Raw genomic sequence first — 21,052 nt, 5'->3', positions numbered from 1 at the left:
GGGCCCCGGCCCGGTCGCTCTCACGGGCCCCGGCCCGGCCGCTCTCACGGGCGCTGGTCCAGCCGCTCTCGCGTGCTCCAGTCCGGACGGCCTCGCGGGGCCCGGCGGCCGGCCCACCGACGGCCGCGTCGTGAGCTCGTCGTCGTCCACCCCAGGTGAGAAGGGCGGCGGCGTCCGGTCACGCCGGGGCCCGGGGGGCTGCGGCCTGACGGAGCGCGGGCCGGCGGGGGCCGACCTTACCGGGCCGTCCGTAGCCGGCGCGGTCACCATGTCCGCGGGGTCGAATCCAGACGGAGCGCCGCCGGTACGACCGGCTCCCGGAGAGCCGTAAACCGGCGGACCATAACCGACCGGACCGTGGCTTGGCGGGCCATCAGCCGGCGGGCCATCAGCCGGCGGGCCGTAACCCGACGGGAAGCCGTCCGGCGAGAAGCGGGGAGAGCTCGGGGCGGCCGGTTGCAGCGGAACGGGCGGGGGTGCCGCGCCCGGGTCTGTCCCCGGGCCGCTGGTGCGCAGGTTCCCGAAGGTCACCAGGCGGGCGCCGGCCTGCCGCGGACGGCCCACCCCGACCGACTGCCTGGGACCACTGGCAGCCCCCCCGGAACGGCCCGCCCCAGGCCGCTGATCGTCCTCGAAGGGGACGTGGTCCGTGCCGCCACCTGCACCGGCCCGGCCCGCACCGGGCTCGGCGGGAGAACCCCGGCCTTGAGCGACCACGCCCGCACCTTCCCGTCAGACGCCCCCGACCTGGTCGATCCGTTCAACCTCGACCGTGCCACGCCCACCACGCGAACCCGACAACGTAGCCACGACGACGAGACCGACGATGACGGTGACATCCACCGCCATGACACTCAGGACAGGTTCTGCCGCACCCTGGGCAAGTCGAGCTACACACGCCGTTGGTCGAGGTGGATCCGAGCAACCACATCCCAGAGTAACCCGGCCAATCGCGCAACAGACAAGCACCCAGGCAACAGCGAGTTACGGCCGGCGAAACCGGCGACGGAGCCCGGCAGGGTCACCGCCGAAGTGAGCCGAAGTGAGTTGTCCGCTCAGCGGTCGCGGATTCGGCACACGCGCTCGAGGACGAGCCCACCAGCCAGCAGGACCACCGTCGCGCTCAGGCCCAGGCCGGCGGCCAGCGCGTCCCCGCCCGCCGTGCCGAACTCGTCGGTCCGCGGGGCGGTGTAGGCGAGCAGGGCCGTCCACCCGCCGGCCAGCACCGCGGCGACGACCGACGTCGCCTTGGCGAGCGCCGCGAGGCGGGCGACGGTCAGCGGCAGGATCGGGCGGGTGCCCGGCCGGCCGGCGAGGCGGCGGCGGGTCAGCGACGCGGTCTGCAGCTCGATCAGCCCGACCAGCAGTACCGAGACGGACGCCGTCGCCGGCAGCTGCGGGAGCGACTGGTAGCTCCACCACAACAGCGCGTAGACGACCGCCCCGACCGCCACCGCGATCGCGAGGAGATCACGGATGTGGGTCGGCCTCACCGACCGAGCCCGTGGGGGGTGCGCCGGAGCGCGGCCGCTCCCGGCACCACCGAGAGGCGCGCGACCAGGTCCGCCACCCGGCCGTGCCCGGGCAGCATCGCGTCCGGTTCGACGTCCAGCCAGGGGACGCAGACGAACAGGCGTTCGTGCGCCCGCGGGTGCGGCAGCAGGATCTCCGGATCGTCGCTGCGGGTGTCGCCGCAGGCGATGATGTCGACGTCCAGCGTGCGGGGGCCCCAGCGGATGGTGCGCTCGCGCGCGGCGGTCCGCTCGGCGGCGCGGGCCGCGGCGAGCAGGTCGCGCGGCGGCGCGGCGCCGACCAGGACGATCGCGTTGAGGTAGTCGTCCTGCTCGGGGCCGCCGACCGGCTCGGTCTCGTACACGGCGGAGACGGCGAGCACGCCCAGCCTGGCGTCCAGGTCGCGGACGGCGCCCCGCAGGTGGGCGAGCCGGTCGCCGATGTTGGAACCGATGGCGACCACCGCGTGCCCCGCACTCGCACTCGCGCCCGCGGCGGACGGCCCGGCGGCCGCGGCGACGTCCCGGGAGCACGTCGCGGCCACCTCCCGGGAAGGGCCCGTGGTCACGGCGGCGTCCCGGGAGCGGGCCACCGTCACGGCGATGTCCGTGAACGCGACGGTGATCGGGGCGGCGGGCTTGTGCACGGTCACCTCGGCGGCGGCCACCCGCGGGTCGGCCGCCAGGCAGGCCCGGACCAGCCGGTGCGCCAGGGTCTCGATCAGCTCGACGGGCTCGCCGGCGACGATGTCGGCGAGGGCCTGCGCCAGCTCGCCGTAGTGCACGGTGAGGGTGAGGTCGTCGGTGGCCGCCGCCGGGCCGGTGTCCAGCCAGAGCGTGGCGTCGACGACGAAGAACTGCCCGAGCTCCCGTTCCGCGGGCAGCACCCCGTGCCGGCCGTGCACGCGCAGGCCGGTCAGGGCGATCCGGTCGAGCCGGGCCGCGTCTGCCGCTACACCGCCGGTCGGGACACCGCCGGCCGGAGCGGTCATCGGGATGGTCCAGCCGCGGGGGCGCTGCCGGACACGGCCGCGCGGGGCCGGCCGGCCCCGGAGGCGCGGGCGGCCTGCTGCCAGGCCCGCACCACGCGGACGGCGTCCACCGCGGGGCGGACCGCGTGCACCCGCACCGCCCAGACCCCGGCGTCCGCCAGCAGAGCGGTCGTGGCCTGGGTGGCGTCGTCGCGCTCGTCCGCCGGGCGGGGCAGCTCGCCCGGGCCGCTCACCGCCGCGCCGAGGAACGACTTGCGCGAGGTGCCGACGAGCAGCGGCCGGCCGAGGGAGGCGACGGCGCCGAGGTTCGCCAGCAGCGCCCAGTTGTGCGCCGGCGTCTTCGCGAACCCGATGCCCGGGTCGATGATCACCTTGTCCTCCGCCACGCCGGCCGCCAGGACGACGTCCAGCCGGGCGGCGAGCTCGCCCACCACGTCGGTCACCACATCGTTGTAGACCGCGTGGGCGGCCATGTCCGTGCTGGACCCGCGGGAGTGCATCAGCACGTAGTGGACGCCGCGGTCGGCGACGATGCGCAGCAGCTCCGCGTTCCGGCCGCAGGAGACGTCGTTGACCAGCAGGGCGCCGGCGTCCACGGCCGCGGAGGCGACCGAGGCGCGGCTAGTGTCCACGCTTACCGGGACGCCGGCGGAGGCGAGCTGGGCCACCACCGGGAGCACCCGGCGCAGCTCCTCGCTGGCCACCACGCGCGGCGCTCCGGGACGGGTCGACTCGCCGCCGACGTCGATGACGTCCGCGCCCTGTTCGATCATGAGCTGCGCGGCCCGGACGGCGTCATGCGGATCCGGGTAGGCGCCGCCGTCGGAGAACGAGTCCGGTGTGACGTTGACGACGCCCATCACCCGGGTTGGGGCGTCCGGGGCGAACAGGTCGTCACGGGGTCCGGTCATCGGCTGGCCGTCCCGCCGCCAGCTCGGCCGGCCGCAGGCCACGCCGATGCCACGTTTTCCGATGCCACGTTTTCCGTCGCCACGCGGGGCGCCACGGCGCTGCGCTGGAGCCCGGACGGTGCCGGCAGCCGCCGGTAGCTGTACCCGTAGACGGGACGGAACCCGCGCCGGGCGTAGAGCCCGCGCGCCACCACGCTGTGCCGCTCGACCTGGAGGTAGGCGCGCTCGGCCCCCCGCGCCCCGGCCCAGTGCGCGAGCTCGGCGAGCGTGCGGCCGGCGACGCCCACGCCGCGGGCGGCCGGGAGGGTGGCCATGCTGTAGATCCCGAGCCAGCTGCCGTCCAGGACCCCGCGCCCGACGCCGACCGGACGGCCGTCGACGAAGACCGTCACGTAGCGCTGGGGCAGCGCCATCGCGCGAACCACCGCGAGCGTGCCGACGCGCTGGCCGGCGAACGTGGCCAGGACGTCCCCCGCCACCGCGAGCCAGCGCTCGTCGGGCAGGTCGGCGGCGGCGGACTCGACGCGGCGGTCAGCGCCCGGCCCGCCCGCCGGCCCGGGGCGGTGCTCCGCGGCGTCCGGTCGGGGCGCGCGCAGGGCGGCCAGGGGAGCGACGCAGACGTCGGTCGGGCCGCCGTCGTCGTAACCCGCGGCATCCAGCGCGTCGAGCAGGCCGGCGGGCCGGGCCACCGGGGTGATCTGGAACGTCGGCGGCAGGCCGGCCGCCGTATAGAAGGAGTGGACCGCGCGCAGCGCCGCGGCCAGGTCGGGGACGTCGCCACGGGCCCACACCGAGTTACCCCGGCGGGAGGAGCCCGCGGACTCCCGCAGCACCCACCCGCCGTGGGTCCACTCGCGCAGCGGCGGCCAGGCGCGGTGTGCGACCTCCTCAAGCTCGCGGGCCAGCTCGACGTCCTCCGGGGGCAGCACGCGCTTCGGCGCGACCAGCGCATCGCCACCCGCGACACTCGCCGGATCAGCGGTCACGGGGCCCCCGGACGCGCAGCCACCCCGGCGCGCCCGCCGCGCGACGGGTTCTCGTTTCCGGGTGGCCGGAGACACCGGACGGGCACGCCGGCACACCTCGGGGCCACCTCGCGGACACTTCGACCACGAGGATGAGGCTACCGAGCCGGCTCCCCCGAACGGGACCACCGCCGACGCGGACGGCATCATCGGCCCGCCGGCACGCCCCGGCGCCACGATGAGCGGCGGCACGGCGACTCCGAGTGGCATCGCGGGGGTCCTGGACGACACAAACGGCCTGGCAGGCCGCTCGGCCGGTGCCACCGAGCCCGCCCGCCCGCGCGTGGCCACCGGACCGCGCGAAGCCGCCGCGCCGACGGCCGCCGGCGCGGCGCGCGGGTCCGTCCGGAGACGACCGATCGCCATGCGTCCCACCCACACTCAGAAAACGGGAGCTTCGTCACTCCTGGACACGCGCGAGCGGCCGGGGGCGCTCAGTGGGCTCCGACCGACCCGACCCAACTACCGGCCGACAGACCGATCACGGACGAAGATAAAACGTTATATATGCCCCACAAGGGAAAGAACATCGTGCGGGGGCCAATCCCCAGAGTAAATCCTTCGCCGGAAGCTTCCACGGCGGGCCAACTCAACTCGCCCCACAAACTCCCATGTTTCGGACATTCCTCACACAAGCCGACCAAGCCACATGTCTGTGACGCAAGGTCGTCACTTTCTGACACGCAAGCGCCGTAGCATCGGCATGTGCACCCGACAACCGCACCCGCCGTCCGGCGATGTCATCCGCACGACGCAATCGTTGGACGGCCATCCGCACGAGCATCGGCGTTCGCACGTGATGAGCACCAGCCCGCCGGCCACCCGGCCCCGGGTGATCGCGGCCCCGCACCCAGGACGACGAGCACGATCACCGTGGTCCGTCCGGTGCCCTTGCATCGATGCCTCGCCGCGGTCGGTTTGCTGTCACTAGCTTGACAGTGCAAGGTCACGAACGCCCATCGTGACGCGCAGGAGGGATCAGGGCATGCCGCAGTCGGACGGACTCCCACCGCTGGCAGCGCCGGCATTCGACGAGATCTTCATCCCCCCGGCCCGCACTCCCCCGGACGACCGGCCCGAGGACTACCCGGCCGAGCCCCCGCGCCGGCAGGCGCCGGAGGACACGGCCGAGCACCCAGAGCTCCCCAGGCGCCTCCGCGCGGCCGCCCCGCCGCCCCCAACCCCCGCCCCAGCTGGCGATATCCGCTCCGCCGACGAGGTCAGCTCCGCGGAGGAGATCCGCTCCGCGGGCGAGCGCGAGGTGGCGGGGGCCACCGCTGACCGCAGGCAGTTCCACCGGTGCGCGGGGGCCGCCGTCGTGGGCGCGCTGCTCGCCCAGAGCCAGATCATGGAGGTGGCGGACGTGCTCGCGGCCAGCCCGGTACAGCTCGCCCTCGAGCGCGCGAACGAGGCGCTGGGCGAACTGGTGAACACCCACGAGGTGGTCCCCCCCGCCCACGTGCGCGCGCGCACGGCCCGGCTCCGGCGCGGCCTGGAGCGGCTCGGCCGCCGGTCCATGGCAACGGAGGACTCCCGCCGGCTGCTCGTGCTCGCCGGCCGGGTCGCGGTGCTCGGCGCCGACGCGGCCTTCAAGCAGGGCGACGTCGCCTCCGCCCGCCAGCTCACCGCCGACGGCTACGCGGCCGGCCTCGAGGCCGGCGACGGCCCGCTGTGCGGCTCCGCGCGCGAGGTCGGGGCCGTCAACGAGTTCTACGGCGGGCGTCCCGACGAGGCCCTGCGCCTCGCCCGGGACGGCCTGCGGCACGTGGGCTCCGGCCCCGTCCGGGCCCGTCTGGTGTGCCAGGAGGCCCGCGCGCTGGCGGCGATGGGGGACGTCCGCGGCGCGGCCGGCAGCCTCGACCACGCCTACGACCTGGCCGACGCCATCCCGGCGGACCGCTGGGGCCGGCCTGGACCCAGCTTCGACACGTTCCACCCGGTCGAGGTCTCCTACAACGCGACCACCGCGCTCTGCCTGCTCGGCCGGCCGCGTGCCGCCCAGGAGCACGCCGAACTGGCGCTGCCGAAGCTGGACGCGATGAATGCGCCCGGCTTCCGGTCGGTGATCCGGTTCGACCTCGCCCTGGCGATGGCCCGCCAGGGCCGGCTCGAGCTCGACGGCGTCTGCGAGCTCGCGACCGACGCGATCGGCATCTCCTGGGGGCGCACGGTCGCCTCGGTCTCCAGCCGGGCCGACCAACTGCTCGCCGCCACCACCCCGCACGGCGAGGTGCGACAGGTCAGGGAGCTGGCCGCATTCGTGCGGGAATGGCAGCGCTCGGCATCGGGCCAGCGCCCTGATCCCGGCGCCGTCCCGGCACCGACGCTGGATCTCTAGTACTGGTGCCGGGCGTGGCCGGCCCGCGCTCGGAGGCCGATCCGTGGATCCCGAACCAGGTGTCGCCGGCCGCTTCAGCGCGCAGCGGTCGCGGCACGCGCTCGGTCGCATCTGTTCGAGCGTCGGCCTGGACGACCGCGACGCCGAGCCGATCAAGCTGACCGTGAACGCGGTGTACCGGCTGCCCCGCGAGGCGGCGGTCGTGCGCATCGCCAGCTCCACCGCGATGAACCACCGGGTTGAGAAGGTCGTGCGGGTCGCGCGCTGGCTCGCCGAGCACGAGATGCCGGCGGTCCGGCTGTTCCCCGGCCTGTCCGCCCCGGTCACCGTGGACGGGCACGTCGCCACCGTCTGGGTCGACGCGGCCCCTCCCACCGGCGCGCCCGCGGCTCCCGGCGGGGCCGGTGGAGCCGCTGGCGCCCGGGATCTGGCGGCCATCCTGCGCCGGCTGCACGCCCTGCCACCGCCCGATCCGCCGCTGCCGGTGTGGGACCCGCTCGACGACGTCCGGCGGCGACTCTCCGACGCCGAGGGGCTCGGCGTCGACGACCGGCGGTTCCTGGAGGACCTCGCGCTGCGGGTGGACGAGGCGCTCGCGACCGTGCGGTACGCGTTGCCGCGCACCGTCGTCCACGGGGACGCGCACCTGGGCAACCTCATCCGGTCGGCGACGGGCGAGGTCGTGATCTGCGACTTCGACGCGACCTGCCAGGGGCCGGCGGAGTGGGATCTTGTCCCGGTGGCGGTGGGCGCGCTGCGCTTCGGCCGCCCGCCCACGCCGCAGCTCGAGCTGGCCCGCGCCTACGGATTCGACGTCACCGCCTGGGAGGGGTTCGGGGTGCTGCGCTCCGTGCGCGAGCTGAAGCTGGTGACGAGCGTCGTCCCGATCCTCGCCAGCAGCCCGACGGCCGCGGCCCAGTTCGCGGTCAGGGTGGGCAGCCTCCGCTCGGGCTCCGACCAGACGGTCTGGACCCCTTATCGCTGACGCCAACGCCGGTGCCAGCGCTGGTGGAGGGCCTCGGAAGCGGCAACACGGCGCGGCCGCCCGCGACCGACCGCCACCCGCGACCGACCGCCACCCGCAGCGGTCCGCCGCCGGCGGCGGACCGCTGCCCGCCGTTGCCCTGGCAGCATCGGCCCATGGACTCCGAACGCCTCCGGACGCTGCTGAAGGCCGTGTCGAGCGGCCAGGTCGATCCCGAGGATGCCGCCGCGGCGCTGATCGCGGGGCCGCTCGGCGGCGACGGCTCGGGTTTCACCGACCTCGGCTACGCGCGCGTGGACACCCACCGCGGGATCCGCACCGGTGATCCTGAGGTGGTCTACGGCGCGGGCAAGACCGCGGCGGAGACGGTCGGCATCGTCGAGACGCTCCGCCGGGCCTCGGGAGTCGGGACGCCCACGCTGGTCACCCGGGCCGGATCGGCCACCGTGGCGGCGCTGCGCGAACGCTGGCCCGACGCGCGGGTCAGCTCCTCGGCCTCGGCCTCGGCCTCGGGCGACGAGCGGCCGGCGACGGTGGTCGTCGGCCCGCTGCCGGAGCCCCGCGGCCGGGTCGTGATCGTCGCCGCCGGCACCTCGGACGCACCCGTCGCCGAGGAGGCCGCCATGACGGCGGAGGCCGCCGGCGCGGGTGTGGAGATGGTCCGCGACGTCGGTGTCGCCGGCCTGCACCGCGTCCTGGCCGCGCGGCCGGTCCTGGACAGCGCCGACTGCCTGGTCGTGATCGCCGGGATGGAGGGCGCCCTGCCGAGCGTGATCGGCGGGCTGGTCGGCGTGCCCCTGGTGGCCGTGCCGACCAGCGTCGGGTACGGCGCGAGCTTCGGCGGGCTCGCGGCCCTGCTGGGAATGCTCACCTCCTGCGCACCAGGCATCGCGGTATGTAACATCGACAACGGGTTCGGCGCGGGCCTGTTCGCCGCCCGGGTCGCCCGCCGGGCCTAGTACCGAGTCGGAGGTAGCCGGGGCAGGCGCGGGCGGCGCAGACACACGGAAACTCCACCCGGCCGACTTCGTCCGGACCTGGTCGGCCTGGCGCAGGCAACGCCAGCACCAGGCCCGCCACTGCAGCTACCGGCGGCTAGGCCCTACCAACATGCCGTTGCGGCACTATCTCCCGAGCGCGACCTTGACAGGCCGTGCCGTCACAACACCTGGACTCGTGTCATCCTGGACTGACTCTCGTCGTTGACGGCCCGAACGGAGGAGCCGGGCTGGACAGTGTGCCGGGGCAGGGTCGACCGTGTGATTTCGCCGCACGGCGGCCGTTCATCTCAGGCGGGATCATGAGCACTCGATCATGAACAGGACCGACGACATCGGTGGCGGGGACCGCCCGTCGCCTCGGGACGGCATGTCCGTCGTCGAGGTCACCGGCCCGCACGACGCCCACCGACATGACGCCCACCGACATGACGCCCGCCGGCATGACGCGGCCGCCTCCTACGGGGCCTCTACCTACGACGTGTCGGCGGTCCACTCGCCGCCGCCCGGTGGCGGGCCGCACGGCGGAGCAGGTCAACACGGCGTAGCGGGCCAGCACGGCTCGCCGTACGGCGCCCACTCGCGTGAGGTCCGGCCGCAGGGGTGGTCCGTCGGTGGGCCGGACGACGCCATCGAGGTCGGGGGCCCGGGGGGCTTCGACGATCCGCCGCCGAGGGCACAGCGCCACCACCAGGCTCCGGTCCGGCCGCCCGCCGCCGATCCCGGGCGGCAGATCTGGACCGGCGACCCACCGGCGCCCACGGCGGCGCCCGTCGATCCCTGGCGGGACGGCGCCGCTCCCGCGCCGTCGTACGGCCGGGAGCGACCCGGATCATGGCAGCAGGCCCGCGGCGACCGCCCGGCGGCGCCCATGCCGCCCGTGCCACCGCCCACCGAGGCCATGCGGCCCCCGCCTCCGCCCACCGAGGCCATGTCGCTCGGGCCGGCGACCGAGGCCATGCCGCTCCCGCCCCCCACGGGAGGACTGCCGCTCGGGTCGCTCCCCGGGCCGCCGGCGCCGGGGATCGACACCTGGCCGTCGATCCGCCCGGCCTTCCGCGACCCGACTCCTCCACCGCCCCCGGCGGAGCAGCCGCCCCGGCCGGGCCACGTGATCGACGGCGTGGCCACCCGGACGTTCGACCCGATCCACGACCGGTTTCCCCCGGCCCCCGGCATCGCTTCCCGACCCGGCCCCACCCCGGTCGAGACGACCGGGGAGTACCGACCGTCCACGCTCTACCCGGCTCCGCCCCCGCCGCCGGGCGCCACCGGGGCCTCGCCGATCCCGCGAACCGACCCGCAGACCTCCGGCCGGGTCGCGTCCTGGTTGCGCGATCCGGTGGGGCCACCCGCGCTGCCGCCGGCGCGCCCGCAGTCGGCCCCGCCGGCCTCGCCGCCCGGCCCGGCGGGCACCGGCCCCGGGCTGTACCGCGACGACGCCCCGGACCAAGCCGGCCGCGGCTGGGGCCACGGGTTCCACAGCGGCCCGGCCTACGGTGCCGGGATGCCCGGAGCCGGGATCCACGGCTCCGAGATCCACGGCTCCGAGATCGACAGCGCCGGGATCAACAGCGCCGGAATGCGCGGCGTCGACGTGCGCAGTGCCGAAATGCACGCTGCCGAGATGCACGGCATCGAGATGCGCCATGACCCGATGCCTGGTGACCGGGTCGACGCGGACGACGTCCACGACAGGTCTTGGCCGCGGGAGCAGACCTGGCCACCCGACGAGTACGGGCCGCGCGGTGACCCGCGCTACGACGACCCGCGGTCCGGCACGGGGCTGCCCCCCGCCGCCCTGTTGCCGGCGTCACCGGACACCGCGTCCCGTGGCTGGCGGCGACTGGTCTACCAGGTGTCGGCCGGCGCGCTCAATCCCGGCCCCTCCCCGGACGAGGCCCGCTACCGGCGTCTGCTCGCCCGGATCCGCACCCCCCTCGACGACTGCCACCGCATCGCGGTGCTGTCCCTCAAGGGCGGCGTCGGCAAGACCACGACGACGGTCTCGCTCGGGTCCACCCTGGCCAGCCTGCGCGGCGACCGGGTCGTGGCGATCGACGCGAACCCCGATCGGGGGACGCTCGGCGTCCGGGTCGAGCGGACGACCCGGCACACCGTCCGCGATCTGCTCGCCGACGCCGATCAGCTGCACCGTTACGTGGACGTCCGCCGGTACCTGTCGCAGTCGGCGTCACGGCTGGAGGTGCTCGCCTCCGCCAGCGATCCGGAGATCTCGGACGCCTTCGCCGACGAGGACTACCGGGCGGTCGACGACCTGCTGCAGCGGCATTACTCGATCCTGCTGACCGACTGCGGCACCGGCATGCTGCACAGCGCGATGCACGGGGTGCTGGAGCTCGCCGACACGCTGGTGATCGTGAGCAACGCGAGCGCGGACGGCGGCGCGAGCGCCAGCGCCACCCTGGACTGGCTCGACGCGCACGGCTACAACGACCACGTCAGCGAAGCCGTGACCGTGATCTCGATGTTCCCCCAGCAGGGTGAGACGGTGGACGTCGACGCGCTCGAGGACCACTTCGCGTCACGGACCCGCCAGGTCGTCCGGGTGCCGTTCGACCCGCATCTCGCCAGCGGCGGGCACATCGTCCTCGACGAGCTCCGGCGGGAGACCCGCCGGGCCTACGAGGAGATCGCCGGAGCGGTGGCCGAGCGCTTCGGCTGACCCGCCCGGTGGCGGGCCACCCGGGAGCCGTCCGGAGCGCCGCCGGGTGGGCCACCGTGAGAGCCGCCGGTCAGGCCCGTCGCCGTCGTGACGGGCACCGTGTGGGGCGCCCTGCCGGGCGTCAGCGGCCCAGCGCGGCGATGGCGGCGGCCACGCCGGGCCGGCGCAGCTGGCGGGCGATCGTGGAGCGGCCCTCGATGATCCGGCCGAACAGCCCGAACGTGCCCGGTACCCGGGTCATCATCGTGTGCATGAGCGCCGGACGGCGGGTGAACACCGCCAGCACCGACCTGCCCGCGGCGATCTCCGGCCCGAACACGCCCTCGATCCGGGCCGGGTACCGGTCGAGGGCCGTCGGGTCACCGGCCGCGCCGGCGGCGGCGCTGATGCCCGCGAGCCGGCCGGAGCGCAGCGCGAAGGAGATCCCTTCCCTGGTCCACGGGTCGAGCAGGCCCGCCGCGTCGCCGGCGAGGAGCACCCGGCCGCGCCGCAGCGGTGAGCCGGCGGCCCGCACCCGCGTCAGGTGGCCGGAGTCGTGCAGCCGGGGGGCGGCGGTGAGGCCGAGCCGCTCGACGAGCGCGTCGTAGTAGCGGCGCAGTGCGGGCCCGTGCTCCCGGGCGCCGATGACCCCGACCGTGAGCACGTCGCCCTTCGGGAAGACCCACCCGTACGATCCGGGCACCGGGCCCCAGTCGAGCAGCATCCGGCCGGACCACTCGCCGGCCACCGGGGCGGGCACCTCGAACTCGCCCTCGAGGCCGACGTCCACCTGGTCGCAGGTGACGCCGACGTGCGTGCCGGCCCGGCCCGAGGTGCCGTCGGCGCCGACCACCACCCGCGCCCGCACCGCCGGCCCGGACCGCACCTGGACGGCCACCTCGCCACGCCCGGGCTCGGCCGTGCCCTCCTCGCGCAGCCCGGTCACGTGCACACCGGTGCGGACCTCCGCGCCGGCCGCCTTCGCCGAGTCGAGCAGCGCCGCGTCCAGCTCCGAGCGCATCACCATCGACAGCAGCGGACGGCCGTCCTTGCGGCACCGGGTGACCGGGTACCGGCCGTCGAGGGTCATCGTGAGCACGTCCACCCGCGACCGGACGAGTGGAGCGAGATCGATCCCGGCGTGGTCGACGGACAGGCCGACCAGGCCGCCGCCGCAGGTCTTGTAGCGCGGCACGGCCATCCGCTCGAGCACGCATACCCGGGCGCCTGCCTCGGCGGCCGCGCGCGCCGCGCTCGTGCCGGCCGGCCCGGCGCCCAGCACGACCACGTCAAAGACCGGCGATGGTGGCTCCGGTGGCACGGCCGTCCTATCGGAGGGTGAGCGTGCGCCCGACCACGCCGGCGCGGACCCGCCGCTCCTGCGCAGTCAGTTCCCGCTGATCGTCGAGGGTCTCGCGCAGCGCCGTCCACAGCTGGGCCGCGGGCTTCTCGCAGGAGTCGGCGTCGGCGCCCGGCGCGAGATCCCACACCGGGACCACAAGACCGTCGGCGCGGAACGACCCGACGAACCGCGAGCCCTCGCCGACGCTGAGGCTGCCGGCGGCAGCGAGACGGGCGAGGGCGTCGAGGAGGGCCTCCTCCGTCCGGTCGGCGTCGAGCGGCAGCACCCAGCGCAGGTGCAGCCGGTCGCCGGGGCTGCACCAGTAGGCGGCCGGGACGGAGGTCAACCGGGTCGTCGGCACGACCGTCGCGTTCGCGCGGTCCAGGGTCGCCACGACGTCGGCGCTCGGCTCGGCGTCCTCCGACGACGGCACCCACCAGGTGAACCCGGGATGCACGGTGATCTCGAGCGGCGCCGGGTCGAGCAGGTCGGCGAGGCGGGGCAGGTCCGCCAGGCCCCCGGGCAGCCGCTCCACCGCCTGCGGCGCGGACGCCGGCCCGCCGTCCACCACCGTGCCGGGCTTCGCCTCGAGCGCGGCGATCAGCGCGCCGGCGACGTCCGCCGAGGCGTCGAGACCGCCGACGAGGGTCTGCATCGCCAACAGGATCTCGCCGTCGTCACGGACCACCGCGGGCGCGGCCTGCGGCAGCAGCGTGCCCAGGATGATCCGCCGGTCCGCGTGGCCGGGATGGGCGGTCAGGTGCTCCGCCGACAGGGTCAGGGGCGCGGTCGCGCTGGGGACGAACTCGCGCAGCGCGACCAGGTCCGGCTCGTCCGCGCGGCCCGCGAACGGGCGCAGCACCGGGGCCGCCCGGCGGCGCTCCCCATGGCAGGCCTTGTACCGGCGGCCGGAGCCGCACGGGCAAGGCTGGCGGGGGCCGACCGCCGGCACGTCAGCGAGAGCGGTGGCGGTGGCGGATCCGGGACGGCTGGGTGTCGTTCGGCGGGCGATCGCGAGCCTCCGGGGTCGGGCCCGAGGCGCCGAGCGCCGTGCGGGGCGGGTCGATGACGATGTCGGTGCGTAAGTCGGTGCGTAAGTCGGTGCGTAAGTCGGTGCGTAAGTCGGTGCGTAAGTCGGTGCGTTTGCCTGTACCTGGTGCTTGCGCCTGGTGCGTGTGTCGGCTCGGGCGCCGGCGCGGCCGGCGGCGAGGATCGCCGACGGTCATTCGTGCGGTAAGGCTAGGGCATGCACGGCCGGTGTCACGTTCGACATGCGCCGCCGGCGCGCGCGACGCCCACCCAGCGGCCGTCACCGCCGACATTCCGTGTGCGTGCCGACGCATTCGCGCAGGTAGGCCCGCTGCGCTGACGTTCCGCCCCGGACGGCGTCCGCCCAGGTATCCACCCGATTACTTTAGGTGACAGAAGTGGGGGTTCAACCCCTGCTCCTCCGAGTTGACCCTCTCCGACCTGAGAGTTTTCCCTTCGATCAGCATGCGTGGAGGTGGCCGCGAGGTCTCGGCCGGCCCAGTGAGGGCACGATGGAGACACAGACCCTCCAACGCGGATCGCCGGACCGGACGACCAGCGTCCACATGAGGCACACAGGCGAACCACACAGGGCGGTTGACGGGTGGCGAAGGTCATCGTTGCAGGTGGCGGGATCGCGGGTGTCGCGTGCGCGCGCGAGCTGCGGGCGCGGGGCATCAGTGTCGAGGTGCGCGACCGCGGCCGGGTGATCGGCGGCCGGATGGCCTCGCGCTGGATCGACGGCCGGATCGTCGACGCCGGGGCGTCGTACTTCACCGCGCGCAGCCCCGAGTTCCTCGAGGTCGTCGACGATTGGCTCATCCGTGGTCTCGTCCGCCCCTGGACGCACCGCTTCCCGGTGATCGACGGCCCGTCGGCGACGCTGTCCGAGCCGGTGCCGGGCCCACTGCGGTACGCCGCCCCGCACGGCATCCGCTCGCTGGTCGCCGATCTCGCCACCCGCGGCGGCCTGCGGGTCTCGCAGTCGTCCCCGATCGGCATGGTGCGCCCGGGGCCTGTGGTGGACGGCGAACCGGTGGACGCCGTCGTCCTGGCGATGCCCGATCCACAGGCCCTGCGCCACCTCGACCCCGATCTCGACACGGAGCGCACGGAGCTCATCGGACGGCGGTGGTCCCCGGCGCTCGCCCTGCTCGCGGGTTGGGAGGCCCGAGGGTGGCCCCCGCTGGACGGCGCCTTCGTCCACGGCGACCCGACCGTCGTCTGGATCGCCGATGACGGCCGCCGGCGCGGCGACAACGCGCCCGTTCTGGTGGCGCACTCCACCGCGGAGTTCGCCGCCGGCCGGCTGACGGACCCGCGAGCGGCCGCCGGCGACCTCACCGCGGCCCTCCGCCGGCTCCTCGGCATCCCCACCGACCCGGTCTGGACATACGTCCAACGCTGGACGTTCGCTCGCCCCGAGCAACCACGGGAGCGGACCTACTTCCTCGGCCAGGCTCGGGTGGGGCTGGCCGGCGACGGCTGGGGCGAGCCCCGGGTCGAGTCCGCCTGGCGGTCGGGCACCGAGCTCGCCCGGGCGATCGCCGAGGCCGTCGGGTGATCGTCGAGGCGGTCGGATGATCCCGCGTGAACGCCCGGCCGGGCCGCGCCGGCGGAATGCCTCCGATTGATGTCCGGTAGGCGGGGTACACCGAGCGACATGGAGATCAAACTCAGTCTGTCGCTCCCCCGTGATGAGATCTCCATTCCGATCGTCCGCCGTATTTGCACACAGGCACTGAAGGTTCTCGGCGTTTCACAAGAATGCATCGACGACGTTGAGCTTGCATTGACCGAAGCGTGCGCGAACGTGCTCCTCCACGCCACGGCGGACGACGAGTACGAGGTGTCGGTCGGCGTGGACAACCAGGTCGCGGCGATCGAGGTCGTCGACCACGGCGGGGGCTTCGACGCCCTGGCGGCCTTCGACAGCAGCGGAATCCCTGTCCGGGAGGACGCCGACGTCGCGTTTCACAACGGCGTCGACCCGGATGAGGCGAATCCCGGCGACGCGAACCCGGACGGGGCGGTTTCGCGCACCGGTGCCTGGGTAGCGCGCACCAATCCCGGCCAGCCGCGGCAGGACCAGTCGAATCCCGACCAGCCGTATTCCGACCAGCAGTGGCTCGAACAGGTGCCCACCGACGCCGTCCCGGAACAGGGCCGTGGGATCTTCCTGATGCGCGCGCTCATGGATCACGTGCAGTTCCATACCGTGGACGGACCACACCCGGGCACCCGGGTGCATCTTGAGAAATTGCTTACCTGGGATGAGAGCGCCCCCGGCGCCCAGCTCGGCCAGGTGCGCTCGAGCCGTGGGCCCTGGTCGGGCCAGCCCCGCGACCCCGCCCCGGACGGCGCCTGAGGAGGCACGCTGCCGGTAGGTTGAGACCCCGGCCGCAGCGCGGATCACGCGGCACCAGGCGCGCGCCACGGCAGATCATCGCGGTGCGTCACCGCGGCTGCCTGGCGGGCGGGTCGAGGACGGTGGTGGGCAGATGGTGGGAGCAGCTGCCGGCGGCGGCGGCGCGGCACGCGCCCCGCGAGTCGGCGTGGTGACCTTCCCGGGTTCGTTGGACGACCGGGACGCCGCGGCGGCCGTGCGCCTCGCCGGCGCCGAGCCGGTGCCGCTCTGGCACGGCGACGACGAGCTGTCCGGGGTGGACGCGGTCGTCTTCCCCGGCGGCTTCTCCTACGGCGACTATCTGCGGGCCGGGGCGATCGCCCGGTTCTCGCCGGTCGTCGGCGCCGTCGTCGAGGCGGCCCGCGCGGGCCTGCCCGTCCTGGGGATCTGCAACGGGTTCCAGGTGCTGTGCGAGGCCGGGCTGCTGCCGGGCGCGCTGACCCGCAACGCGGGGTTGCACTTCGTGTGCCGTGACCAGCGGCTGCGGGTCGCGACCACCAGCACCGCCTGGACCAGCGCCTACTCCCCCGGCGAGGAGATCGTCGTCCCGGTCAAGCACGGCGAGGGCCGCTACGTCGCCGACGCCGCGACCCTGGCCCAGCTCGCCGCGCAGGACAGGGTGGTCGTCCGCTACGTGGGTGGCAACCCGAACGGCTCGGTGGACGACATCGCCGGAGTGTGCAGCGAGAACCGGCGGGTGGTCGGCCTGATGCCACATCCGGAGCACGCCGTCGAGGAGCTCACCGGTCCGGGCACAGACGGCCTGCGGATGTTCACCTCGGTACTCGGCGCGCTGCTCCGCCCCGCCGCCTAGCCCGCCGGCCCCGGCTGGCGGCCCGACTCAACCGTTCTCCTGATCGGCGGTCAGCGAACGCCGCAGGGCGGCGTGCAGGGTGGACGGGGTGAGCACGCCGACCGGCGTGTCCGGCTGGCAGATCCTGCGCGACGTCGAGCTCCCGCTGGCCGCGCCGATGATCATAATCGGGCTGCGGCTGGCGGCGGTGCAGGTCGTCGGGACGGCGACCATCGCCACGCTGATCGGCGGCGGCGGCCTCGGCCGGTTCGTGGTGGACGGCCTGGCCCACGCGGACGTCCGACAGGTCGCCGTCGGCCGGGGTTCCCCGAGTTGCGGTCGTCCTGGTGACAACGGCCGGTCTGGGTTGCACTGGCAACTGGTCGCACGGCAGGGTGACCCGGGGCGGGGCCGGGCCGCACGCCAACGACAACGGCGACAGGACGAGGGATGGGGTCGGCGAACGTGAGCGAACCAACGTCGGTGGCGGCAGAGGCTGGGCAGGCCGTGCACCGGCGCACCCGGCGCACCCGACGGATCCGCCCGTGCCCGCGCCGTGCCGGCCGGCGCCGGGTGGGCGCCGCGGCGGCGGCCATGCTAGCTCTCGCGCTGACCACTGCGGCCTGCGGCGACGGCTCCGGCGGCGCCAGCCTTGGTTCGCTCACCGTCGCCGACGCCGGTTTCACCGAGAGCAAGATCCTCGCCGACATGTACGGCGAACTGCTCACCAACGCCGGCTACAAGGTCGAGCGGACCTCGGTGCAGAGCACCGAGATCGCCCAGTCCTCCCTGGAGAGCGGGCAGATCGACGCCATGCCGCAGTATGTGGCGACCTACGCCGACCTGCTGAACTCCCAGGTCAACGGCTCCGGAGCCACCTCGGTCTCGTCGTCGGACCTGAACGCGTCGCTGGCCGGACTGCGCCGCCTCGCGAAGGGGCTGGGCCTGAGCGTGCTCGAGCCGGCCGACGCGGTCGACCAGAATGCCTTCGCGGTGAGCAGGTCCTTTGCCGCGGAGCACCACCTGACGACCCTGACCGACCTGGGTGCCAGTGGCCTGACGGTGAAGCTCGCTGCGGGCGCCGAGTGCGCGACCCGCCCGTTCTGCCAGCCCGGGTTGGAGAAGACCTACGGGATCAAGATCTCCGAGATCGTCGAAACCGGTGTGGCGACCGCCCAGACCAAGGCCGCGGTACGGGACAACACCGCGCAGCTCGGCCTGGTGCTCACCACCGACGCCACCGTCAACGGCTACAACCTGGTCGTGCTGACCGACGACAAGAAGCTCCAGAACGCCGACAATCTGGTGCCGATCGTGAACACCGACTCGCTCGCCCCGGAGATCACCTCGGCACTGAACGCGCTGGCGCCGGTGCTCACGACGGCGGACCTGGCCGAGCTGAACAAGAGGGTGGACGCGGAGCGGGAGAAGTCCGAGGAGGTCGCGCACGACTTCCTGGCCGAGAAGGGCCTGCTGGACAGCTGACCGGTCACCGACCAGCGGCCGACCAGCCGCGCGCCCAGCCGGGCATCGGCGGGACGAGCCGCCGTCCCTTCGGTGGGCTCTGTGGTGGGCCAGGGGTGGCGCCCGCGGCGTCGCCGCCACCCGACCGGCGCGCATCCGCCAGGATGGGGGCGTGACCGGAACGCCTTCCGCCCCCACGACCAGCCCCGACGACCAGGCCGACGGCCCGGGCGAGGGCACCGTCGACCGCCAGCCCTACCGCGAGCTGGGCCTGACCGACGACGAGTACGAACGGATCGTCGCCACCCTCGGCCGGGTCCCCACCGACGCCGAGCTGGCCATGTACTCGGTGATGTGGAGCGAGCACTGCTCGTACAAGTCGTCCAAGGTGCACCTGCGCCAGTTCCGGGACACTCCGGCCACAGACCGGCTCCTGGTCGGCATGGGTGAGAACGCCGGCGTGGTGGACGTCGGCGAGGGCCTGGCCGTCACCTTCAAGGTCGAGTCGCACAACCACCCGAGCTTCGTCGAGCCGTACCAGGGCGCGGCGACCGGTGTCGGCGGCATCGTCCGCGACATCCTGACCATGGGGGCCCGGCCGATCGGGATCCTCGACCCGCTGCGCTTCGGCGCCGCCGACGCCCCCGACACCGCCCGGGTGCTGCCCGGCGTGGTCGCCGGGATCGGCGGCTATGGCAACTGCCTGGGCCTGCCCACCATCGGCGGCGAGGTCGTCTTCGACCCGGTGTACGGCGGGAACCCGCTGGTCAACGCGCTGTGCGTCGGCGTGATGCCGGTCGGGCGGGTGCAGACATCCGCCGCCACCGGGGTCGGCAACGCCGTGGTGCTGCTCGGCGCGAAAACCGGCCGGGACGGCATCGGCGGCGTCTCAGTGCTCGCCTCGGCCACCTTCGACGAGGGCGGCGGCCCGGCCCGGCGGCCGTCCGTGCAGGTCGGGGACCCGTTCACTGAGAAGATCCTCATCGAGTGCTGCCTGGAGCTGTTCGACCGCGGCCTGGTCACCGGCATCCAGGACCTCGGCGGCGCCGGCCTGACCTGCGCGCTCACCGAGACGACCGCCGCCGGCATCGCCACCGGCCAGCCCGGCGGCATGGAGGTCGACCTCGACCTCGTACCGCTGCGCGAGGCGTCGATGGCCGCGCACGAGGTCCTGGCCAGCGAGTCCCAGGAGCGGATGCTGGCCATCGTCACCCCGGACGCGCTGCCCGAGGTGCTGGCGCTCGCCGAGCGGTGGGGCGTGATCGCCACCAACATCGGCACGGTGACCGACAGCGGCCGTCTCGTCGTCCGCTGGCACGGCGAGGTCGTCGTGGACGTCCCGCCGGGCTCGCTCGCCGACGACGGGCCGGTCTACGAGCGCCCGCTGCGCCGCCCGGCCGACCTCGACCTGCTGCGGGCGGACGCGCCGTCCGCCCTGGAACGGCCGCGTACCGGCGACGCGCTGCGTGCGACCCTGCTGCGGATGATCGCCTCTCCGAACCTGTGCTCGCGGGCCTGGGTGACCGAGCAGTACGACCGGTACGTGCAGGCCAACACGGTGCTGGCCCAGCCCGAGGACGCCGGCGTCCTGCGGCTGTCGGCCTCCGGGCTCGGCATCGCGCTGGCCACCGACGGCAACGGCCGCTACGCCCGGCTGGACCCGTTCGCCGGGGCGCAGCTCGCCCTGGCCGAGGCGTGCCGCAACGTCACCGCGGCCGGCGCCGAGCCGATCGCGGTGACCAACTGCCTGAACTTCGGCTCCCCCGAGGACCCGGAGGTCATGTGGCAGTTCGCCCAGGCCTGCGCCGGGCTCGCCGACGCCTGCCGGCGGCTCGGCCTGCCGGTCACCGGCGGGAACGTGTCCTTCTACAACCAGACCGGCTCGGCGCCGATCCATCCGACGCCGGTCGTCGGCGTGCTCGGCCTGTTCGACGACGTCACTCGCCGCACCCCCATCGGCTTCACGGACGAGGGCGACGCGCTGCTCCTGCTGGGCGACACCCGGGACGAGTTCGGCGGCTCCGAGTGGGCCTGGGCGACCCACGGCCATCTCGGCGGGACGCCGCCGGCCGTCGACCTGGAACGGGAGAAGCTGCTCGGCGAGATCCTCGTCGGGGGCTCCCGCGAAGGGCTGCTCACCGCGGCCCACGACCTCTCCGAGGGCGGGCTCGCCCAGGCGCTGGTCGAGTCCTGCCTGCGGGGCGGGCACGGGGCACGGATCGAGCTGCCCGCCGGGGCGGACGCGTTCGTCGAGCTGTTCAGCGAATCGGCCGGACGGGCGGTCGTCGCCGTCCCCGCCGCCGAGCAGGACCGTTTCGCGCGGCTGTGCGCGGACCGGGGCTTGCCATGCCGGCAGATCGGCGTCGTGACCGACGGCGAAGGCGGAAGCCTGAACGTCGCCGGCGAGTTCGCCATACCGCTGGACGAGCTGCGGGCGGCCCACGAGGGCACGCTGCCCCGCCTGTTCGGCCGCGGAGCCTGAGGCGCGGCCCGAACGCCGGTCGGTGCGGGCCCGGACGCGGCGCGGTCGATGTCCAGTTCAAACAATTGAATTGAGCCTTACAAAACAACCAGAAACGCGCCCACAAGCCC

At 74.6% G+C, this 21,052-nt stretch carries 15 protein-coding genes and 1 pseudogene; 10 read left to right on the top strand and 6 right to left on the bottom strand.

Annotation, left to right across the window (positions count from 1 at the left end; all coding sequences use genetic code 11):
- Nucleotides 1-1,055: 1,055 nt before the first annotated feature.
- Genes FRANEAN1_RS00815 through FRANEAN1_RS00800 form a run of 4 tightly spaced genes read right to left on the bottom strand, consistent with a single transcriptional unit; the run spans nt 1,056 to nt 4,400 of the window.
- Nucleotides 1,056-1,493, bottom strand: coding sequence for a DUF3180 domain-containing protein (locus tag FRANEAN1_RS00815; RefSeq protein ID WP_012157614.1), 438 nt, complete (start codon nt 1,491-1,493; stop codon nt 1,056-1,058).
- Nucleotides 1,490-2,503 (bottom strand): 2-amino-4-hydroxy-6-hydroxymethyldihydropteridine diphosphokinase, encoded by a 1,014-nt coding sequence (gene folK / locus FRANEAN1_RS00810; protein WP_012157613.1) that lies wholly within the window; start codon nt 2,501-2,503, stop codon nt 1,490-1,492. Before folK ends, FRANEAN1_RS00815 begins: the two co-directional genes overlap by 4 nt.
- Nucleotides 2,500-3,414, bottom strand: coding sequence for a dihydropteroate synthase (gene folP / locus FRANEAN1_RS00805; RefSeq protein ID WP_012157612.1), 915 nt, complete (start codon nt 3,412-3,414; stop codon nt 2,500-2,502). Before folP ends, folK begins: the two co-directional genes overlap by 4 nt.
- Nucleotides 3,411-4,400 (bottom strand): GNAT family N-acetyltransferase, encoded by a 990-nt coding sequence (locus FRANEAN1_RS00800; protein ID WP_041255232.1) that lies wholly within the window; start codon nt 4,398-4,400, stop codon nt 3,411-3,413. Before FRANEAN1_RS00800 ends, folP begins: the two co-directional genes overlap by 4 nt.
- A gap of 1,024 nt (nt 4,401-5,424) precedes the next feature.
- Between FRANEAN1_RS00800 and FRANEAN1_RS00795 the strand changes: the two genes are divergently transcribed.
- The 4 genes from FRANEAN1_RS00795 to FRANEAN1_RS00780 all read left to right on the top strand — a co-directional run bounded on the left by FRANEAN1_RS00795 (nt 5,425) and on the right by FRANEAN1_RS00780 (nt 11,446).
- On the top strand, nt 5,425-6,777 hold the full coding sequence (locus FRANEAN1_RS00795; protein WP_012157610.1) for a hypothetical protein: 1,353 nt from the start codon (nt 5,425-5,427) through the stop codon (nt 6,775-6,777).
- Between the two features lie 43 nt (nt 6,778-6,820).
- Nucleotides 6,821-7,762, top strand: a complete 942-nt coding sequence (locus tag FRANEAN1_RS00790; RefSeq protein ID WP_012157609.1) for an aminoglycoside phosphotransferase family protein — start codon at nt 6,821-6,823, stop codon at nt 7,760-7,762.
- Nucleotides 7,763-7,917: 155 nt separating this feature from the next.
- Nucleotides 7,918-8,721 (top strand): nickel pincer cofactor biosynthesis protein LarB, encoded by an 804-nt coding sequence (larB, locus tag FRANEAN1_RS00785; RefSeq protein ID WP_012157608.1) that lies wholly within the window; start codon nt 7,918-7,920, stop codon nt 8,719-8,721.
- Nucleotides 8,722-9,076: 355 nt separating this feature from the next.
- Nucleotides 9,077-11,446, top strand: coding sequence for an AAA family ATPase (locus FRANEAN1_RS00780; RefSeq protein WP_041253522.1), 2,370 nt, complete (start codon nt 9,077-9,079; stop codon nt 11,444-11,446).
- Between the two features lie 121 nt (nt 11,447-11,567).
- Here the strand turns inward: FRANEAN1_RS00780 and FRANEAN1_RS00775 are convergent, their stop codons facing one another.
- Nucleotides 11,568-12,746: a geranylgeranyl reductase family protein gene (locus tag FRANEAN1_RS00775; RefSeq protein WP_012157606.1), complete on the bottom strand. Its 1,179-nt coding sequence runs from the start codon at nt 12,744-12,746 to the stop codon at nt 11,568-11,570.
- Between the two features lie 7 nt (nt 12,747-12,753).
- Nucleotides 12,754-13,779 (bottom strand): DUF5926 family protein, encoded by a 1,026-nt coding sequence (locus FRANEAN1_RS00770; protein ID WP_063748330.1) that lies wholly within the window; start codon nt 13,777-13,779, stop codon nt 12,754-12,756.
- A gap of 621 nt (nt 13,780-14,400) precedes the next feature.
- Here FRANEAN1_RS00770 and FRANEAN1_RS00765 point away from each other — a divergent pair.
- From FRANEAN1_RS00765 to purL, 6 genes and pseudogenes are all read left to right on the top strand, one after another.
- A complete protein-coding gene (locus FRANEAN1_RS00765; RefSeq protein ID WP_012157604.1) occupies nt 14,401-15,360 on the top strand; it encodes an FAD-dependent oxidoreductase in 960 nt (319 codons plus the stop codon).
- A gap of 99 nt (nt 15,361-15,459) precedes the next feature.
- Entirely contained in the window at nt 15,460-16,164 is a 705-nt protein-coding gene (locus FRANEAN1_RS00760; RefSeq protein WP_012157603.1) for an ATP-binding protein, read from the top strand.
- Nucleotides 16,165-16,297: 133 nt separating this feature from the next.
- Nucleotides 16,298-17,017: a phosphoribosylformylglycinamidine synthase subunit PurQ gene (purQ, locus tag FRANEAN1_RS00755; protein WP_012157602.1), complete on the top strand. Its 720-nt coding sequence runs from the start codon at nt 16,298-16,300 to the stop codon at nt 17,015-17,017.
- Between the two features lie 103 nt (nt 17,018-17,120).
- A pseudogene (locus FRANEAN1_RS40255) lies at nt 17,121-17,285 on the top strand (ABC transporter permease subunit); the annotation flags it as partial.
- A gap of 305 nt (nt 17,286-17,590) precedes the next feature.
- Entirely contained in the window at nt 17,591-18,481 is an 891-nt protein-coding gene (locus tag FRANEAN1_RS00745; RefSeq protein WP_347177295.1) for an ABC transporter substrate-binding protein, read from the top strand.
- A 151-nt stretch (nt 18,482-18,632) separates the two neighbouring features.
- Nucleotides 18,633-20,942, top strand: a complete 2,310-nt coding sequence (purL, locus tag FRANEAN1_RS00740) for a phosphoribosylformylglycinamidine synthase subunit PurL (RefSeq protein WP_012157599.1) — start codon at nt 18,633-18,635, stop codon at nt 20,940-20,942.
- Nucleotides 20,943-21,052 lie beyond the last annotated feature (110 nt).

The organism is Parafrankia sp. EAN1pec (assembly GCF_000018005.1).
Classification (GTDB): domain Bacteria; phylum Actinomycetota; class Actinomycetes; order Frankiales; family Frankiaceae; genus Parafrankia; species Parafrankia soli.
The sequence above is the reverse complement of the archived record's forward strand: the minus strand, read 5'-3'. Positions and strand labels throughout refer to the sequence as shown.

Excerpts from the sequence above, each read along its gene's own strand:
- purQ (WP_012157602.1), top strand. The coding sequence starts at position 16,298 with ATGGTGGGAGCAGCTGCCGGCGGCGGCGGCGCGGCACGCGCCCCGCGA.
- FRANEAN1_RS00745 (WP_347177295.1), top strand. The coding sequence starts at position 17,591 with ATGCTAGCTCTCGCGCTGACCACTGCGGCCTGCGGCGACGGCTCCGGC.
- FRANEAN1_RS00795 (WP_012157610.1), top strand. The coding sequence starts at position 5,425 with ATGCCGCAGTCGGACGGACTCCCACCGCTGGCAGCGCCGGCATTCGAC.
- FRANEAN1_RS00780 (WP_041253522.1), top strand. The coding sequence starts at position 9,077 with ATGAACAGGACCGACGACATCGGTGGCGGGGACCGCCCGTCGCCTCGG.
- folP (WP_012157612.1), bottom strand. The coding sequence starts at position 3,414 with ATGACCGGACCCCGTGACGACCTGTTCGCCCCGGACGCCCCAACCCGG.
- larB (WP_012157608.1), top strand. The coding sequence starts at position 7,918 with ATGGACTCCGAACGCCTCCGGACGCTGCTGAAGGCCGTGTCGAGCGGC.
- folK (WP_012157613.1), bottom strand. The coding sequence starts at position 2,503 with ATGACCGCTCCGGCCGGCGGTGTCCCGACCGGCGGTGTAGCGGCAGAC.
- FRANEAN1_RS00760 (WP_012157603.1), top strand. The coding sequence starts at position 15,460 with ATGGAGATCAAACTCAGTCTGTCGCTCCCCCGTGATGAGATCTCCATT.